The sequence below is a fragment of the Pseudomonas sp. RL_105y_Pfl2_101 genome (assembly GCF_963970585.1).
Classification (GTDB): Bacteria; Pseudomonadota; Gammaproteobacteria; order Pseudomonadales; family Pseudomonadaceae; genus Aquipseudomonas.
On the sequence record NZ_CAXAPG010000017.1, the window covers coordinates 34,800 to 51,547 of the forward strand.

Annotated in this window: 14 protein-coding genes, 1 tRNA gene and 1 pseudogene; 6 read left to right on the top strand and 10 right to left on the bottom strand. The window is 61.2% G+C overall.

The window, feature by feature from the left end; genetic code table 11:
• The first annotated feature begins 267 nt into the window (after nucleotides 1-267).
• Entirely contained in the window at nucleotides 268-1,464 is a 1,197-nt protein-coding gene (locus AACY31_RS18210) for an amino acid aminotransferase (protein WP_339482501.1), read from the top strand.
• A 301-nt stretch (nucleotides 1,465-1,765) separates the two neighbouring features.
• Here AACY31_RS18210 and AACY31_RS18215 read toward each other — a convergent pair whose 3' ends face one another.
• Nucleotides 1,766-1,993 (bottom strand): hypothetical protein, encoded by a 228-nt coding sequence (locus tag AACY31_RS18215; RefSeq protein ID WP_339482504.1) that lies wholly within the window; start codon nucleotides 1,991-1,993, stop codon nucleotides 1,766-1,768.
• A gap of 235 nt (nucleotides 1,994-2,228) precedes the next feature.
• Between AACY31_RS18215 and AACY31_RS18220 the strand changes: the two genes are divergently transcribed.
• A tRNA-Asn gene (locus AACY31_RS18220) sits at nucleotides 2,229-2,304 on the top strand.
• Between the two features lie 74 nt (nucleotides 2,305-2,378).
• Here AACY31_RS18220 and glyA read toward each other — a convergent pair.
• From glyA to serC, 5 genes are all read right to left on the bottom strand, one after another.
• Nucleotides 2,379-3,650 (bottom strand): serine hydroxymethyltransferase, encoded by a 1,272-nt coding sequence (glyA, locus tag AACY31_RS18225; protein ID WP_339482506.1) that lies wholly within the window; start codon nucleotides 3,648-3,650, stop codon nucleotides 2,379-2,381.
• Between the two features lie 48 nt (nucleotides 3,651-3,698).
• Nucleotides 3,699-4,871 carry an aspartate aminotransferase family protein gene (locus tag AACY31_RS18230; RefSeq protein WP_339482508.1) on the bottom strand — a complete coding sequence of 391 codons (1,173 nt, stop codon included), beginning with the start codon at nucleotides 4,869-4,871 and terminating at the stop codon, nucleotides 3,699-3,701.
• Nucleotides 4,872-4,913: 42 nt separating this feature from the next.
• Nucleotides 4,914-5,759: a YggS family pyridoxal phosphate-dependent enzyme gene (locus AACY31_RS18235; RefSeq protein WP_339493022.1), complete on the bottom strand. Its 846-nt coding sequence runs from the start codon at nucleotides 5,757-5,759 to the stop codon at nucleotides 4,914-4,916.
• Nucleotides 5,759-7,006: a benzoate/H(+) symporter BenE family transporter gene (locus AACY31_RS18240; RefSeq protein ID WP_339482512.1), complete on the bottom strand. Its 1,248-nt coding sequence runs from the start codon at nucleotides 7,004-7,006 to the stop codon at nucleotides 5,759-5,761. Before AACY31_RS18240 ends, AACY31_RS18235 begins: the two co-directional genes overlap by 1 nt.
• A gap of 137 nt (nucleotides 7,007-7,143) precedes the next feature.
• The gene (gene serC, locus AACY31_RS18245; RefSeq protein ID WP_339482514.1) at nucleotides 7,144-8,226 is read right to left on the bottom strand and encodes a 3-phosphoserine/phosphohydroxythreonine transaminase; all 1,083 of its coding nucleotides are present in this window, start codon (nucleotides 8,224-8,226) and stop codon (nucleotides 7,144-7,146) included.
• 134 nt (nucleotides 8,227-8,360) lie between these two features.
• Here serC and pdxR point away from each other — a divergent pair, with 134 nt between their 5' ends.
• The 3 genes from pdxR (at nucleotide 8,361) to AACY31_RS18260 (ending at nucleotide 10,567) form a co-directional block, all read left to right on the top strand.
• A complete protein-coding gene (gene pdxR, locus AACY31_RS18250) occupies nucleotides 8,361-9,860 on the top strand; it encodes a MocR-like pyridoxine biosynthesis transcription factor PdxR (protein ID WP_339482516.1) in 1,500 nt (499 codons plus the stop codon).
• Nucleotides 9,861-10,100: 240 nt separating this feature from the next.
• A complete protein-coding gene (locus tag AACY31_RS18255) occupies nucleotides 10,101-10,295 on the top strand; it encodes a hypothetical protein (protein ID WP_339482518.1) in 195 nt (64 codons plus the stop codon).
• Between the two features lie 89 nt (nucleotides 10,296-10,384).
• The gene (locus AACY31_RS18260) at nucleotides 10,385-10,567 is read left to right on the top strand and encodes a hypothetical protein (RefSeq protein WP_339482520.1); all 183 of its coding nucleotides are present in this window, start codon (nucleotides 10,385-10,387) and stop codon (nucleotides 10,565-10,567) included.
• Here AACY31_RS18260 and AACY31_RS18265 read toward each other — a convergent pair.
• Nucleotides 10,564-11,625 carry an AI-2E family transporter gene (locus AACY31_RS18265; RefSeq protein ID WP_339482521.1) on the bottom strand — a complete coding sequence of 354 codons (1,062 nt, stop codon included), beginning with the start codon at nucleotides 11,623-11,625 and terminating at the stop codon, nucleotides 10,564-10,566. The two genes, AACY31_RS18260 and AACY31_RS18265, sit on opposite strands and share 4 nt — an antisense overlap.
• A 147-nt stretch (nucleotides 11,626-11,772) precedes the next feature.
• Between AACY31_RS18265 and trhP the strand changes: the two genes are divergently transcribed.
• Nucleotides 11,773-13,098 carry a prephenate-dependent tRNA uridine(34) hydroxylase TrhP gene (gene trhP, locus AACY31_RS18270; protein WP_339482567.1) on the top strand — a complete coding sequence of 442 codons (1,326 nt, stop codon included), beginning with the start codon at nucleotides 11,773-11,775 and terminating at the stop codon, nucleotides 13,096-13,098.
• Between the two features lie 191 nt (nucleotides 13,099-13,289).
• Here the strand turns inward: trhP and AACY31_RS28960 are convergent, their stop codons facing one another.
• The 3 genes and pseudogenes from AACY31_RS28960 to AACY31_RS18280 form a co-directional block, all read right to left on the bottom strand.
• The gene (locus AACY31_RS28960) at nucleotides 13,290-14,111 is read right to left on the bottom strand and encodes a methyl-accepting chemotaxis protein (RefSeq protein ID WP_445261561.1); all 822 of its coding nucleotides are present in this window, start codon (nucleotides 14,109-14,111) and stop codon (nucleotides 13,290-13,292) included.
• A 36-nt stretch (nucleotides 14,112-14,147) separates the two neighbouring features.
• Nucleotides 14,148-14,969, bottom strand: a pseudogene (locus AACY31_RS28965) (cache domain-containing protein); the annotation flags it as partial.
• Nucleotides 14,970-15,167: 198 nt separating this feature from the next.
• Nucleotides 15,168-16,484: a Na+/H+ antiporter family protein gene (locus AACY31_RS18280; RefSeq protein WP_339482568.1), complete on the bottom strand. Its 1,317-nt coding sequence runs from the start codon at nucleotides 16,482-16,484 to the stop codon at nucleotides 15,168-15,170.
• Nucleotides 16,485-16,748: the final 264 nt, after the last annotated feature.

Here is a 16,748-nt window from a genome sequence, read left to right on the forward strand (position 1 = left end):
ATGTCGCCCGAGGAAAAAACTGGAATGCACACAATGTGGAGGTGAATGCCTTCGCTTTCAAGACGAACGTCCTACACGCCCTGAAGACTTTGACGCGGCGACAGGACTAACGGTCGAAAAAAATCGTAAAAACTTAGCGTAAAAACCGAATCGCCTGTCGCCGCGCCGGGTGATGGCCTCTATACTAGCTCCCCGTTTGTGCACCGCTCTAGTGCATTCGGCTGGAGCGCCACACCTCCCCTCACTCTCCATTAGAGCCGCGCAATAATGAGCCTGTTTTCCGCTGTCGAATTGGCACCCCGCGACCCCATCCTGGGCCTCAACGAAGCTTTCAACGCCGACACCCGTACCAACAAGGTCAACCTGGGTGTTGGTGTTTACTGCAATGAAGAGGGGCGTATTCCACTCCTGCGCGCGGTTGTCGAGGCCGAGACGGCTCGCGTGGCTCAGCACGTTTCCCGTGGTTACCTGCCGATCGACGGCATTGCCGCCTACGACCAGGCCGTTCAGACCTTGCTGTTCGGCAAGGATTCGCCGCTGATCGCCTCCGGCCGCGTCATCACCACCCAGGCCGTGGGCGGCACCGGTGCGCTGAAGATCGGCGCCGACTTCCTCAAGCAACTGCTGCCTGACGCTGTCGTCGCCATCAGCGACCCAAGCTGGGAAAACCACCGCGCCCTGTTCGAAACCGCTGGCTTCCCGGTGCGGAACTACCGCTACTACGACGCCGCCACCCACGACGTGAATCGCAGCGGCCTGCTGGAAGACCTCAACGCCCTGCCCGACCGCTCGATCGTTGTGCTGCACGCCTGCTGCCACAACCCGACCGGCGTGGACCTGAGCCCGGAAGATTGGAAAAACGTGCTGGCCGTGGTCAAGGCCAAGAACCACGTTCCGTTCCTGGACATGGCCTACCAGGGCTTTGGCGCCGGCATCGACGAAGACGCGGCGGCCGTGCGCCTATTCGCCGAATCGGGGCTGACCTTCTTTGCCTCCAGCTCGTTCTCCAAGTCGTTCTCCCTGTACGGCGAGCGCGTCGGCGCCCTGTCGATCGTCAGCGAATCAAAAGAAGAAAGTGCCCGCGTGCTGTCCCAGGTCAAGCGCGTGATCCGCACCAACTACTCCAACCCGCCGACCCACGGCGCCAGCATCGTCGCCGCCGTGCTCAACAGCCCGGAACTGCGGGCCCAGTGGGAAGCCGAGCTGGCCGAAATGCGCCTGCGCATTCGCGGCATGCGCAACCAGATGGTGGACAGGCTGGCCAAGGCTGCCCCGCACCACGACTTCAGCTTCGTCGCCCGCCAGAGCGGGATGTTCTCCTACTCCGGCCTGAGCGTTGAACAAGTGACGCGCCTGCGCAACGAGTTCGGCATCTATGCCCTGGACACCGGCCGCATCTGCGTGGCCGCGCTGAACCAGAACAACATCGATGCGGTGACCAAGGCCATCGTCCAAGTGATCTGACGCCCTCGGCGCTGGATGAAAAACGGGAAGCTAAGGCTTCCCGTTTTTTTTGAGTATCCCCATCAGGTCAGGTAACCCCCAACCTGTGGCGAGGGAGCTTGCCCCCGCTGGGCTCTGTAGGAGCTGGCGAAGCCTGCGATCTCTTGATCTTTCGCTCTCGACTCAATGGGGGGGGGGGGAAGGATCGCAGCCTCGTTGCACTCGACAGCTCCTACACAGCTCCTGCACAGCTCCTACAGCGCAGCCCAGCGGCGGCCACTCCCTCGCCACAAAAGCACCTGACACAACACGCTCGGTGAGGCTACAACTCCGTAGCCCGCTGGCTCGCCGCATCGTCATACACAACATACAACGACTCGGCCACCTGGCTCTTGATCGCCTTGGTGCTTTCCAGCCCCAGGACAAACCCCTCGGCCTTGCCGCCGGCACGGTTCAACGCTTCGGCAGTGCTGGCCTGGGTAATGGCGTCGTACAGTTTCTCAGCGTGAGGCCCCACGCCCTTGGGCAAGCTGATCTGAGCGGTACTCACAAGAGCACCTCGGCGCGGTGGGCTGGGCGAAGAGGTAACAGGTGGTTCATGGCGCGTACCTTAATGTCGGCGAATGGCCGGCAGCGCGTACTGCCACTTCCGGGCGACCATGGTAGTCCTCTCCTGCCCTGGCGGTAACTGCCAATCGTTGATTGACCGTCAAAGGGCACCGGGGATCTACCGCTCGGCAATAGAAGCTTGACTTCTCTTTTCCAATCAGTAACATACGCGCCATTCCGCGATAGCTCAGTTGGTAGAGCAAGTGACTGTTAATCACTGGGTCCCTGGTTCGAGTCCAGGTCGTGGAGCCAGACAAGGTTCCAGAGAAGGCTTTTAAAATCTCTGAATCCCCCGAAAAACCCGCCTTATGGCGGGTTTTTTCGTTTTAGCGCTGCCGATATACAGGATGACGACGACACAGTGCCACCACCTGTTCGCGCACATGATGCGCTACCTGCTCGCTGCCGCCGGATTCCAGGGCGTCCAGCACGTCACACAGCCAACCTGCCAGTTGCTCGCACTCTGACACTCCAAACCCGCGAGTGGTGACGGCCGGGGTACCGATGCGCAGCCCTGAGGTCACGAACGGCGAACGGGGATCGTTGGGCACCGAGTTTTTGTTGGCCGTGATGTAGGCATTGTTCAGGGCGGCATCGGCGTCCTTGCCGGTGTAAGGCTTGTCGGACAGGTCGATCAACATCATGTGGTTGTCGGTCCCCCCGGAGACAATCCTGTAGCCACGCCGCTGCAGTACGGCAGCCATGGCCCGGGCGTTGATCACGACCTGCTTCTGATAGGTCTTGAACCCGGGCGCCAGCGCTTCCTTGAAGGCAACGGCCTTGGCCGCGATCTGGTGCATCAACGGACCACCCTGGACGCCAGGGAATACCGCCGAATCGAGCTTCTTGTAAAACGTATCGTCCTGCCCCTTGGACAGGATCACCCCGCCCCGTGGGCCACGCAGGGTCTTGTGGGTCGTACTGGTTACCACATGGGCGTGGGCCAACGGGTTCGGATACTCACCCGCGGCCACCAGACCGGCAACGTGGGCCATATCGACCCAGAAAATCGCCCCGACCTTGTCGGCAATGGCCCGCATGCGCGCCCAGTCCTTGTAACGGGAGTAAGCGGAAAAGCCACCAATCAACATCTTCGGCCGGGTTTGAAGGGCGATGCGCTCCATCTCGTCGTAGTTGATCAGCCCCGTCTGCGGGTCGAGACCGTAGGGAACGATCTTGTAATGACGACCGGAGAAATTGGCGGGGTTGCCATGGGTCAGGTGACCACCCTGGGCCAGGTTCATGCCCATCACGGTGTCGCCAGGATCGAGCAGTGCCAGGAACACGGCGGCGTTGGCCTGGGCCCCGGCATGAGGCTGGACGTTGGCGTAATCGCAATCGAACAGCGCCTTGATCCGCTCGATGGCCAGGCGCTCAGCCACATCGACATACTCGCAGCCGCTGTAGTAGCGCTTGCCCGGGTAACCTTCGGCGTATTTGTTGGTGAGCACCGAGTTCTGAATCGCCATCACCAATGGGCTGGCATAGTTCTCGGAGGCGATCAGCTCGACGTGGTCTTCCTGGCGGTGTTCTTCGTTGTGAATCGCCTCACATAGCTCAGCGTCGAACGCTGCAAGGGTCAGGGATGAGTCGTACATGATGATAGGGTCCTGTGGATTGGGAAAATGAGCCGGTTGCAGTGCCTGCTACGACAAAAGCCGAATGACACGCTCTGCGATGTCGTCGATCTGCGCTTCATCGCAGATCAGCGGTGGCAGCAGTCGGATAGTGTTGCCACGGGTAACGGTGATGAGCAGGTGCTGTTCGTCCCGCGCCCGACCAACCAGCTCGGCGCAGTTACGATCCAGCTCGATTCCAATCATCAGCCCCAATCCGCGGATGGAAACGACATTGGGGTGGTTGTTCAGCGCCTCATGCAGGGCTGCCAGCAGCCGATGGCCCGAGGTGGCGGCCCGCTGCGGGATGTGCTCGCGCTCCATGATGTCGAGCACCGTGCAACCCACACGACAGGCCAGTGGGTTACCACCGAAGGTGGAGGCATGATGGCCGGGGGAAAACAGCTCGGCCGCGGCGCCCCGCGCCAGGCAGGCCCCGATCGGAAAGCCGTTGCCTAGCGCCTTGGCCAGCGTGATGACGTCAGGCACTATCCCCGCGTGCTGGAAGCCGAACCAGGTACCGGTGCGGCCCATTCCGGTTTGCACTTCATCGACCATCATCAGCCAGTCGTGTTCGTCGCACAGTTGCCGCAGAGCCTGCAGATAGCTGGCGGATGCCGCATGCACACCACCCTCCCCCTGCACCGGCTCAACCAGCACCGCGACGATGTCGGGTGATTGCGCCGCTGCCTGACGGACCGCCTCGATATTGTCGTAAGGCACCCGCACAAAGCCCGGCATCAATGGCCCGAAGCCGCGCTGCACGGCAGGGTTTCCGGTCGCCGCCAGGGTTGCCAGGGTGCGGCCGTGGAAGCTGTTCTCCATGACCAGCACCTGCGGCTGTGCCACCTGCCTGACGTTGGCGTGTAGCCGGGCCAGCTTGAGCGCCGCTTCGTTGGCTTCGGCCCCCGAGTTGCAAAAGAACGCGCGCTGCATGCCTGACAAGCCACACAAGCGCTCGCCGAGTTGCTCCTGCCATTCGATGCGGAACATGTTGGTGGTGTGCAGCAGTTGGCCGGCCTGCTCGGCGATCGCAGCGGCAATTGCGGGGTTGGCATGACCGAGGCTGGTGACGGCCACACCGGCGATCGCATCCAGGTACTCGATCCCTTGCGTGTCCCACAGGCGCGCACCCTGGCCTCGGCTGAACGAGACAGGCTGGCGTGCGTATGCCTGCATGAGGTACGAGGGTGAAGAGGTCATGGCATTCCTTCCAGTAGGTCATGGATCAAAAGGGGTCGGGGTTTAGGGTTCGCGCGAGTCATTACTGCCGGGGCTAGCATCCGCCGCAGGCCAGTAATAGGCGTCCGGCATGGCGCGTGCACCGAAGATGGCCTGACCGACACGCACCACGGTCGCACCTTCTTCGATCGCGATTTCGAAATCACCGGACATGCCCATGGACAGTTCCTCCAGCCCGACACCGGCCGGTGCGTCTTGGCGCAGACGCTCGCGCAGTTCGCGCAGCAGCACGAAACAAGGGCGGACACGGGCGACGTCGGCAGAGAACAGTGCCAGCGTCATCAGGCCTCGCACGCGTAGCGCAGAGAACGCAGGCAGCGCACGTAAAAAGTCGGCGACCTCTTCGGGCCTCAGGCCGTATTTGCTGACCTCACCGGAGGTATTGACCTGGACGAACACATCCAGCTGCCGACCTTCGATTTGCAGGCGACGGTCCAGTGCCTCGGCCACACGCAGGCTGTCCAGCGCCTGGAACTCGGAGGCAAAACGAGCAACCTGCTTAACCTTATTGGTTTGCAGGTGGCCGATGACCGACCATTGCAGGTCGGTCAGGTCAGCCATGGCTTCCCATTTACGCTGCGCTTCCTGCACCTTGTTCTCGCCCAGTAGCCGGCAGCCTGCGACGTAGGCCAGGCGCAGGTGTGCTTCGTCAAAGGTTTTGCTCACCGGCAGCAGACGTACGCTCGCTGGATCACGACCGACACGCTGGCAGGCGCTGGCGATGCGCCGCTGCACTGCAGCCAGATTGCGCCGAAAGTCCTCAACGCTGTTGGCCTGCGGGTAGCGGCCGTGGCACTCGTGCAGGGTCAGGGTGTCGACTTCGGTGAGCTCTTCAATACGGGCTTGCATCAGTTGGCAGCTCCTTTACGGGTGACAGGCTCGGCGGCAGGATTGAAGACCGGCTCGCGACGCGGCAAACGGCCGTTGAGTACGGCGTACGCCACCAGACCAATCAACAGCCCCCAGAACGCCCCACCGATCCCGAACAAAGTGATGTTGGCGGCAGCAGCCAGGAAGGTAATCAGCGAGGCTTCGCGGGATTTGGCGTCAACCATGGCACTAGCCAGGCTGCCGCCGATGGTGCCCAGCAGGGCGAGCCCGGCCAGAGTAGTGATGAAGGCTGGCGGGAAGGCCATGAACACCGCAGCGAGGGTCACGCCGAAGACCCCTACGAGGATGTAGAAGACGCCCGCAGCAATGCCGGCGATCCAGCGCTTGGAGGGTTCTTCATGGGCCTCCTTGCCGGTGCAGATGGCTGCTGTAATCGCCGCAATGTTGAACGCGTGGGAACCAAAGGGCGCCATGAGCAAGGAACCCAACCCGGTGAGGGTCACGATCGGATTCGCACTGGTGCTGAACCCATCGTTGCGCAGTACCAGCATGCCAGGCATGTACTGACCGGTCAGGGTGATCAGAAACAGCGGCAACGCGACACTGAGCAAAGCATTGAGCGAGAACTCAGGCAGGGTGAACACGGGTGCCGCGAGTTGCAGCCCCAGCCCCGACAAATCTAAACGTCCCTGAATCAGCAGGAAGGCCAGCCCCAATGCCAGAATGCCCACCACCGCGTAGCGTGCGGTAAAACGTTTGAGCAGGATGTAGGCAACAATCAGCAACCCGACCAGCATCGGGTCAATGCTCATGCCGCCAAAAGCACCGATGCCAAACTGCAGCAGGATACCGGCCAGCAGCCCTGCGGCCACACCCGGCGGGATCAGTCGGATGACTTTTTCGAAGTAGCCGGACAAGCCCAGCAGCACGAAGGCAGCGGCCGAGATCATGTACGCGCCCACCGCCTCGGCATAGGGCGTGGTGGCCAGGGCGACGACCAGGAATGCCGCCGCGGGTGTCGACCAGGCGGTTATGATCGGCTCGCGAGAAGCCCAACTGAGGAACAGCCCGGTAACGCCCACGCCAATCGACACGGACCACACCCACGAAGCTGTCAACTCAGGGCTCAGCCCAGCCACCTTGGCTGCCTGGAAGACCAGAATGAAGGTGCCGCCATAGTTGACAATGACCGAGATCAGACCGGCGACAATCGGATGAATGAGATCGCCGAGGCGAATAGATGACTTGGATGTTGAAGAGGACATGGCTTTACTTTGCTCCTTGCAAAGCGAGGTACTTCGCCTCGACTGGAAAGTGATTTATAACGCTGAAATGGCCTGTTTTTCCCATACACTTTTGCGCATGAAACCAGACCACTTATCGAGCCTGCGGCGGTCCATGCCTAGCCATGCACACGGGCGAAGTCCTTCATGAAATCGGTCAATGCCTCGACCGCCGGCAGCGTGACCGCGTTGTAGATGCTGGCCCTGACACCACCAACCGAGGCATGGCCCCTGAGGCCTTTGAATCCGGACTGATCGGCCAGGCACAAGAAGTCCTTTTCAACCGCGGTGTCGGCGAGCACGAACGGCACGTTGTTGATCGAGCGAAACGACGCTTGCACACTGTTGCGATAGAACCCGTCGCTGTCGTCAATCGTGCGATACAGCAGCTCGGCCTTGGCCTGGTTGGTCTGGTGGACCTTCTCGATACCACCGCAGCGTTGAATCCACTTGAGTGTCAAACCGGTGAGGTACCAGGGGAAGGTTGCCGGCGTATTGAGCATCGATTCCGCGTTGGCGATGTGCGCGTAATTGAGAATGTCGGGGGTGACCTCCAGTGCGGCATCGAGTAGCGCGGCGTCAATGATCACGATGGTAAGGCCCGCCGGCCCCATGTTCTTTTGCACGGCGGCATAGATAAGGCCGTGTTTGGCCACATCAATGGGTTTGGAGAGCAGGCTTGAACAGGCGTCGCAGACCAGAGGAACCGACACGCATGGCGCGCCGGCGAATTGCACGCCGTGCACCGTTTCGTTCTCCGTGTAGTGCAGATAGGCGGCGTTCGGGTTGAGGTTCCAGTCCGTCACGGCGGGGATGCGATCAAAGCCAGAAGCCTTGCTGCTGGCAGCGATACGAACGTCACAGTAGCGCTGAGCAGCCTGGATGGCCTTGCCCGACCAGAGCCCGGTATGCAGATAGTCCGAAGTCCCTTTATCGCCCAACAGATTCATCGGCACCTGGGCAAACTGCAGCGAGGCGCCGCCTTGCACGAACAGCACTTTGTACTGGCTGGGCACCTGCAGAATCGCCCGCAGGTCTTGTTCGGTCTGATAGGCAAGTTCCATGAACACTTCTGAGCGATGGCTGATTTCCATCACCGACATGCCGGTACCAGCGAAGTCGAAAAACTCTTCGTGCGCTTGCAGAAGCACTTCAAGCGGCAGCGCGGCTGGCCCTGCGCTGAAGTTGTGTGACCTTGCCATACCTTAATCCAGCCCTTCTCAAAGTGGCCCACCAAGCGATAGATCGCCGAGCACAAACGCAATAGCGATGGACAGAGTCTACGGATAGACTGGCCTGCCTTTGCAGGCCAATTTATTCATACAGAGCAGACCGCATGGCAAAAACCTTCGAACTCGAAACGCTGAAGATGCGACTCAATGACGCCGAGTTTCAGTTGCTGGATCTGCACCAGCGGATTCAGCGTGCCCTGCGCGCACTGATCCTCGACGGTGCCCTTGACTCTGGCCTGAAGCTGCCGGCAACCCGGGTCCTGGCCAAGACGCTGGGCGTTGCCCGTGACACGGTCGAGAACGCCTATGTGCAATTGCACCGCGATGGCTTCATCGTGCGGCGCGAGGGCTCGGGCAGCTATGTATCCGAGACGGTTGGCACCGAGTTGCGCGGGGCTGCGCGCCGACGCCAAAAACTGCAAGACATCCAGCGCAGCGAAGCGATGCCAGGATCGGGATTGAGCCGGCGCGGACAGATGATTTTCGACAGTGGTGGCGTGACTGATCAACAGGTCATCAAGGCCTTCGCCACGGGGCTACCGGAAACCCGCAGCTTCCCCACCGATGTGTGGGAACGCCTGCAACGCCAGGTCATGAAGGACTACCGGGGCAACATCCTGCTGCATGGCGACCCACAAGGCGCCGAGCCTCTGCGCAAGGCGATCGCCACCTACTTGAACCTCGAACGCGGGGCCAAATGCTCCCCCGACCAGATCCTGGTGTTGAGCAGCACTCGCCAATCCCTGTTTCTGTGCGCGCAGTTACTCGTGGATGCCGGCAAACCGATCCTGCTGGAAAACCCGGGCTACTACGGCGCCCGGAAGGCCTTTGAAACGGCAGAGACCAAGGTCGTGCCCATTGACGTCGATGCACTGGGCATACGCACAGACCTGCTGCGGGCGGACCGCAGCGGCGCCAGTTGCGTCTATGTGACGCCTTCGCATCAATACCCCACCGGGGCAACCCTGCCGCTGGAACGCCGACTCGAGCTGATCAACTGGGCGACCGAGCATGGCAAGTGGATCATCGAGGACGACTACGACAGCGAGTTCCACTACGACGGGCTGCCGACGGCGTGCGTGCAAGGCCTGGACAAATACCAGCGTACGATCTACCTCGGCACCTTCAGCAAAACGCTCTATCCGGGGTTGCGGATGGGTTACATGGTGTTGCCTTTGGAGCTGGTCAAAGCCTTCACCTACGCGCGCAGCATCATGGACGGCCACACACCACAGATCCTTCAGTTGACCTTGGCACGCTTCATGGAAGACGGTCACTACAACGCCCATGTCCGGGCCATGCGCAAACTCTACGCCGGACGCCGTACAACCCTGCTCGATGCCATTGGCAGCCACCTGGACGGAATCGTTACCGCCTTGCGCCCCCAAGGCGGGCTGCAGATTCCCTGCCTGCTGGCCGATGGCTGGTCGGAGGAAAAGACTCTCCGCCAAGCGGCCAGTGCGGGCGTGCAACTGCCCGGCCTCAGCCGGCTGTACGCCGGCGAAGAAAAGAAACAAGGTTGGCTATTGGGGTACTCGTCCCTGACCGCCCATGAAATCGAAGCGGCCATGCGGCGGCTGGCCAATGCGCTGAGCACCAAATAGAACAACCTATGAAGTTCGACGTTCAAGCACATCGCTTTTTTGTGGGTAAAAAGCGGTTCGATGGCCATATATGCCTGCCCGAGGTCGCTGCCGGAACAACTATCGGGTACCAAAAAGGCATTATGGTCTGAATCCTGCTTTCTTTTTTCCAACAACCCAAGCTGTCACGTGTGCGTCATGACCGGGCCGCAAACTGGCCCTGTCCGCCAACAACAGCTTCATAAAAACAAGGACGAAGCTATGCCCACACAAAACCCCCACCGCATCGTCGGTCTGTGCACCTCCAGCAAGGTGTACAACGTGCTGACCGAACTCAAGCAACTGGAAGGTCACCGCAGCGCCAAGTTTCTTTCCCTGCTGGCGGAAAGCCTGGTGCGCAAGGGGCTGCTCAATGAACAGGAAGTGGTGCACATGCTCGATCTGGTCGTCGACTGAGCGGTATCGATTCCTACTATTGAGCCGGTTGATTTTTCGTTACACCCACTGAGTCGTAATGTAACCCCATCGATTGATGGAGGTTTCCCATGCCCAAGGTTCAAATCATGTCTGTCGTTGGCAGCGCCGTCCCCGCCCCACTCCGGGAGCTCGGGTTACTGGCCTGCTGGTATCTGGTGCAAGACGGGGTGACCATCAGCGGCCCGCTGACTTCACTGCCCGCCGCCCAGGCCCTGTCGCAACGCATCGGTCCGTACTTGCTGCGCGCCTAAGGCAACTGCACCCGCGGCGTGGTTTCGACGAACAGGGCCCAACTCGATATGAACAGCGCGGCGATCAGCGGCCCGATCACGAAGCCGTTCAGCCCGAACACCGCCAGCCCGCCCAGTGTCGAGACCAGCACCATATAGTCGGGCATCTTGGTGTCCTTGCCCACCAGGATCGGGCGTAGAAAGTTGTCCACCAAACCGATCACGAACACCCCGAACAGCGTCAGCACCACGCCCTGCCAGATCGCCCCCGAGAGCAGGAAATACACCGCCACCGGCCCCCAGACGAGGCCCGCCCCCACCGCAGGCAACAACGACAGGAGCGCCATCAGCACCGCCCAGGGCAACACCGTCGTAATCCCCAGGATCCAGAAGATCAGCCCACCCAGCGCACCTTGGCTGATGGCGACCAGCAGGTTGCCTTTCACCGTGGCGCGCACCACCCGATTGAATTTCAACTGCAGGCGGCGCTTTTGATGTCCCGCCAAGGGAACGGCCGTGCGCACCTTGCGCACCAGCTCCGTGCCGTCGCGCAGAAAGAAGAACAGCAGGTAGATCATCACGAAGAAGCTGACCAGGAACTGAAAGGTCCCCTGCCCGAAACTGAAGGCCTGGGTGGCGAAGAACTCGCTGCCCTGCATCGCGCCCTTGACGATCTGGTCGCGCAAGCCGTTCAGGTCGCCCAGGCCGAAGCGGTCCAGCAGGTGCTGGAAGTAAGGCGGCAAGGCGTCCTTGAAGCGGGCCAGGTAATCGGCAATGTCCAGCTCTCCGCTTTCCAGGCTCTTGTACAACGCCGCGCCTTCCTGGACCAACAACGTACTGATGATGATCACCGGCAAGATCGCGCTGACCACGCAGATGCTCAACGTGAACAGTGAGGTGACATTGCGGTGCCAGCCGAATTTCAACTGCAGGCGGCGCTGCATCGGCGCAAAGACGATGCCCAGGATCACCGCCCAGAACACCGCGCCGTAAAACGGCAACAGAATCCAGATGAACGCAACCGTGACCAGTACCAGGAGCAACATCTGGGCTTTGTTTTGCAGCATCTTCCGATTCATCAGTTTTCCATGTCCAAAGGCGGGATAAACATTAGTCAGCCAGGACTCGTGGGAGTGCCTTCTCGTTTACGCCGCGCATTGATTCAGATCAATCAGGCCTGGCCGACCATGGGTTACCCTCGCCGCCTTTTGCGATCCGACGCCATCATGACCCTCGCCGCCCCCGAACTACTGGCCCCCGCCGGCACCCTGAAAAACATGCGCTATGCCTTCGCCTACGGTGCCGATGCGGTGTATGCCGGCCAGCCGCGCTACAGCCTGCGGGTGCGCAACAACGAATTCGACCACGCGAACCTGGCCTTGGGTATTGCCGAGGCCCAAGCCTTGGGCAAGCGCTTCTACGTGGTGGTGAACATTGCCCCGCACAACGCCAAGCTGCGCACCTTCCTCAAAGACCTCGAACCGGTGATCGCCATGGCGCCGGACGCGCTGATCATGTCCGACCCGGGGTTGATCATGCTGGTGCGCCGGCATTTCCCCCAGATGCCGATTCACCTGTCAGTGCAGGCCAACACGGTGAACTGGGCGAGCGTCGAGTTCTGGCAGCAGCAGGGCTTGAGCCGGATCATCCTGTCCCGGGAACTGTCCCTGGAGGAAATCGCCGAGATCCGTGAACAGGTGCCGGCCATGGAGCTGGAGGTGTTCGTCCATGGAGCGCTGTGCATGGCCTATTCCGGGCGCTGCCTGCTGTCCGGCTATTTGAACAAGCGCGACGCCAACCAGGGTAGTTGCACCAATGCCTGTCGCTGGAAGTATTCGGCACAACCGGCGGTGGAAAACGCCGTGGGTGACATTGTGCAGACCTATCAGCCGGAGCCGACCCTGGGCCTCGGGGCGCCCACCGACCAGGTGTTTTTGCTTCAGGAAGCCAACCGCCCGGAAGAATCCATGCCAGCCTTCGAGGACGAGCACGGCACCTACATCATGAATGCCAAGGACCTGCGGGCCGTGCAGCACGTCGAGCGCCTGGCGCGCATGGGTGTGCATTCGTTGAAGATCGAAGGCCGGACCAAGTCGCACTTCTATTGCGCGCGCACCACCCAAGTGTATCGCCGGGCCATCGATGACGCGGTGGCCGGCCGGGAATTTGATCGTGGCCTGATGACCGACCTCGAGTCCCTGGCCCAACGCGGCTACACCGAAGGTTTTCTAAGGCGCCACGTGCACGACGAATACCAGAACTACCAGAACGGCAGCTCGGTGTCGGAGCGCCAGCAGTTCGTCGGCGAACTGACCGGCGAACGGCGCGAACGCCTGGCCGAAGTGCGGGTAAAGAACCGCTTTAGCCTGGGGGACCATATGGAACTGATGACCCCCAAGGGTAATTTCCACTTCGACCTGCATCAGTTGCAGAACGCCAAAGGCCAGGGCATTGAGGTGGCACCGGGGGATGGGCATGTGGTGTACGTGCCGATCCCGGATGCAGTGGATCTGCAGTTTGGGTTGTTGATGCGCGATGTGCGCGAGCCATAGTCGCCACCGAGCAAGCCCAACAGGGGATTTGTGATGGACACAGGATTCTGCATGCCACAAATCTTTAGCTCCCGGCAGAAACTGCCGAAGGCTGCGATCCTTCTTTCTCGATAAGACCCGGTTGCCCAGGTGAAAACATCTGGATCGAGAGCGAAAGATCGCAGCCTTCGGCAGCTCCTGCTGCGGTGGGATCAGATCCGGAACTGCCCCACCAGCTTGCCCAGGCGCTGGCCCAGGTCGGCCAGGCTGCGGGAAGTCTGGGCGCCAAGTTGGGTTTCGTCGGCGACGCTGTCCACAGCCACGGCGATCTGATGCACGCTGCGGTTGATTTCCTCAGCCACCGCGGTCTGTTCTTCGGCAGCGCTGGCGATCTGGGCGTTCATCGAGTTGATGGTGCCGATCAGTTGCGCCATGGTGTCCAGGGAGGCGCCCGCCTCATTGGCCCGTTCCGAAGTACCGTCGCCGGCCTCACTGGAACGGCGCATCGCTTCCACTGCCGCGTGGGTGCCTGATTGCAAGCGATCGATCATGCCCTGAATTTCCTGGGTGCTCTGCTGGGTCCGGCTGGCCAGGGCCCGCACTTCATCGGCCACCACCGCAAACCCACGCCCCGCTTCACCGGCCCGCGCAGCCTCAATGGCGGCGTTGAGGGCCAGTAGGTTGGTCTGCTCGGCAATCGAACGAATCACCCCGAGCACGCTGACAATCGAGGCCACGTCCTGCTGCAGGCTGTCCAGGGACACGCCGCTGCTGCGGATGTCGCTCACCAACGCATGAATCTGCTGGATGCTGCCGGCCACCACGCGCTTGGCCGATTGCCCTTCCTCGTCGGTCTGCTGGGCCGCGACGGCGGCGCCCTGGGCGCTGCGGGCGACTTCCTGGGCAGCCGAGGACATCTCGTTGATCGCTGTGGCGACCTGATCGGTTTCGTGGCGCTGGCGTTCCATGGCCTGCTCGGAACGCTGGGCCTGCTCGGAGACTTGCGTCACCAGCCCGGTCAGTTGCGAGGTCATGTCGGTGATCTGCCGCACCAGGCCGTGGATCTTGTCGACAAAGCGGTTGAACGAACCGGCCAACTGGCCGAGCTCGTCCTGGCTGGTGATGGTCAGGCGACGCGTCAGGTCACCCTCACCGGCGGCGATGTCGTCGAGGTTGTCTTTCATCAGGTGCAACGGCCGCAGGATGGTGTTGGCCAGCAACAGGCCCACCACCGCGATCACCAGCAACACCACGACGGCAATCCCGACGATGCTCAATATCACGCCTTGCAGACGTTCATGAACCTTGGCTTCCACCAACGCCACCTGGGCTTCAATGCCGTCCAGGTTGACCGAGCTGCCGACCGCCAGGTCCCACTTGGAGAGGTATTCGGTGTAGCCCAGCTTGGGCACCAGGTCTTTGCTGCCGGGCAGCGGCGAGCTGTATTCCAGGTAATGCGTCCCGTCCTTGGCGACTTTCACCAGGTCACGGTTGACATAGACACCGTTCGGGTCGCGGTTGTCCTTGAAACTCTTGCCCACGCCCTCAGGGCTGTTGGCCTTGAACAGACGAATGGTCTCGGAGTCGTAGCCGAAGAAATAGCCGTCCTTGCCGTAGCTGATATTCGACAGCAGCTTGATCGCCTGGGCGCGCGCCTCATTATCGCCAGGCGCGGCAGCATCGTAGAGCGGCTTGATGGCGGTCAGGCCCACCGCCACATAATTCTGCAGTGTGGCCTTGGCATCGCTGAGCAAGCGTTCGCGGGTCTGCAGGACCTCTTTGCTAGCTTGCTCTTTCAAGATGAAAGCCGTGGTCAGGCTGATGATCACGGCGGACAGCAATACCGGCAGTATCGCAAGGGACAGGACTTTAGCCTTCAAGCTCAGGCGCATGCTGTTCACTCTTGTAGGTGTTGTTGGCGTGGTTAGCTGTATAACGGCATCGCACGGCAAAACTGTAGGGCAAGGTGAACAGGGCTTAAGAGAAGGGTCGAATTGAGGAGACCCCTCGCGAGAGGCTCGCTCCCACCTTGGAATGCATTCCAAGGTGGGAGCGAGCCTGCTCGCGATTGAGGCAACTCGGTATTGAGGTTACAACACCATCGCCGCCACCCAACCAAACACCAGCAGCGGCAGGTTGTAGTGGATGAAGGTCGGGACCACGGTGTCCCAGATGTGATGGTGTTGGCCGTCGATGTTCAGGCCGGAGGTCGGGCCCAGGGTCGAGTCCGAGGCTGGCGAGCCGGCGTCGCCCAGGGCGCCGGCGGTGCCGACGATGCAGACGATCGCCAGCGGGCTGAAGCCCAGCTGCAGGCACAGTGGCACGAAAATCGCCGCCAGGATCGGTACGGTAGAAAACGACGAGCCGATGCCCATGGTCACCAGCAGCCCCACCAGCAACATAATCAGCGCGCCAACGCCCTTGTTGTGGCCAATCCAGGCCGCCGAAGACTCCACCAGGCTCTGGACTTCACCGGTGGCCTTCATCACTTCGGCGAAGCCTGAAGCCGCGATCATGATGAAGCCGATCATCGCCATCATCTTCATGCCTTCGGTGAACAGGTCGTCTGTCTCGCGCCAGCGCACCACCCCCGACAGCGAGAAAATCAGGAACCCGACCAGGGCACCGATGATCATCGAGTCCACCAGCAACTGCACCGCGAACGCCGCCGCCACTGCACACCCGGCCACCATCAGGCTCAACGGGTTGTAGCGCACCGCCACTTGCTCGACTCGGGCAATTTGCTTCAAATCGTAGACGCGTTTCTTGCGGTAGGTAAAAAACGACAGTACCAGGCCGAACACCATGCCCAGCGCCGGGATGCCCATGGCGTGGGTAATGGTGATGCCGCTGACATCCACACCGCTGCGAGCGACGCTGGCCAGGAGGATTTCGTTGAGGAAGATATTGCCGAAACCCACTGGCAGGAACATGTAGGGGGTGATCAGGCCGAAGGTCATGACGCAGGCGATCAGCCGGCGGTCCAACTGCAACTTGGTCAGCACATAGAGAAGCGGCGGCACCAGCAGCGGGATGAAGGCGATGTGGATCGGCAGAATGTTCTGGGAAGCGATCGCGACCATTCCCAGCAGCCCGATCAGCACCCATTTGACGCCCGAGCCACCTGCGGCATCCTGGCGCCCCACCAGGGCCAGGGCTTTGTCCGCCAGGGCGTGGGCCATGCCGGATTTGGCAATCGCCACAGCGAAAGCACCGAGCAAGGCGTAGGACAACGCCACTGTCGCACCGCCACCCAGGCCAGCGTTGAACGCCTTGAGCGTCGCCTCAATCCCCAGGCCGCCCGTCAGGCCACCCACCAACGCGCCGACAATCAGCGCGATCACCACATGCACGCGGGCCAGGCTGAGCACCAGCATGACGCCAACCGCGGCAATTACTGCATTTATCATCATTACCTCAAAGCACAGCGATGGAAAGCCACCGGACAAAAAGGTCGCGACTTTGCAGCAAGCGGCGGCAAGCTGCAAGGGCCGTGGGGCGGGTTTTCAGTTGCCCACAGTGCTTGAATCCATCTTCCCCCGTGTGGGAGCGAGCCTGTGGGAACAACGCTTGCTCGCGATGACGTCGTCACCTACAACACCGGTACTGGCTTTAAGTGCTATCGCGAGCAAGCGTTGTTCCCACAGGCTCGCCCCACCCACAGGGAGGCG

Excerpts from the sequence above, each read along its gene's own strand:
- glyA (WP_339482506.1), bottom strand. The coding sequence starts at position 3,650 with ATGTACGACTCATCCCTGACCCTTGCAGCGTTCGACGCTGAGCTATGT.
- AACY31_RS18235 (WP_339493022.1), bottom strand. The coding sequence starts at position 5,759 with ATGCAAGCCCGTATTGAAGAGCTCACCGAAGTCGACACCCTGACCCTG.
- AACY31_RS18260 (WP_339482520.1), top strand. The coding sequence starts at position 10,385 with ATGCCCAAGGTTCAAATCATGTCTGTCGTTGGCAGCGCCGTCCCCGCC.
- trhP (WP_339482567.1), top strand. The coding sequence starts at position 11,773 with ATGACCCTCGCCGCCCCCGAACTACTGGCCCCCGCCGGCACCCTGAAA.
- AACY31_RS18240 (WP_339482512.1), bottom strand. The coding sequence starts at position 7,006 with ATGTCCTCTTCAACATCCAAGTCATCTATTCGCCTCGGCGATCTCATT.
- AACY31_RS18255 (WP_339482518.1), top strand. The coding sequence starts at position 10,101 with ATGCCCACACAAAACCCCCACCGCATCGTCGGTCTGTGCACCTCCAGC.
- serC (WP_339482514.1), bottom strand. The coding sequence starts at position 8,226 with ATGGCAAGGTCACACAACTTCAGCGCAGGGCCAGCCGCGCTGCCGCTT.
- AACY31_RS18265 (WP_339482521.1), bottom strand. The coding sequence starts at position 11,625 with ATGAATCGGAAGATGCTGCAAAACAAAGCCCAGATGTTGCTCCTGGTA.
- AACY31_RS18230 (WP_339482508.1), bottom strand. The coding sequence starts at position 4,871 with ATGACCTCTTCACCCTCGTACCTCATGCAGGCATACGCACGCCAGCCT.
- pdxR (WP_339482516.1), top strand. The coding sequence starts at position 8,361 with ATGGCAAAAACCTTCGAACTCGAAACGCTGAAGATGCGACTCAATGAC.
- AACY31_RS28960 (WP_445261561.1), bottom strand. The coding sequence starts at position 14,111 with ATGACCTCGCAACTGACCGGGCTGGTGACGCAAGTCTCCGAGCAGGCC.
- AACY31_RS18210 (WP_339482501.1), top strand. The coding sequence starts at position 268 with ATGAGCCTGTTTTCCGCTGTCGAATTGGCACCCCGCGACCCCATCCTG.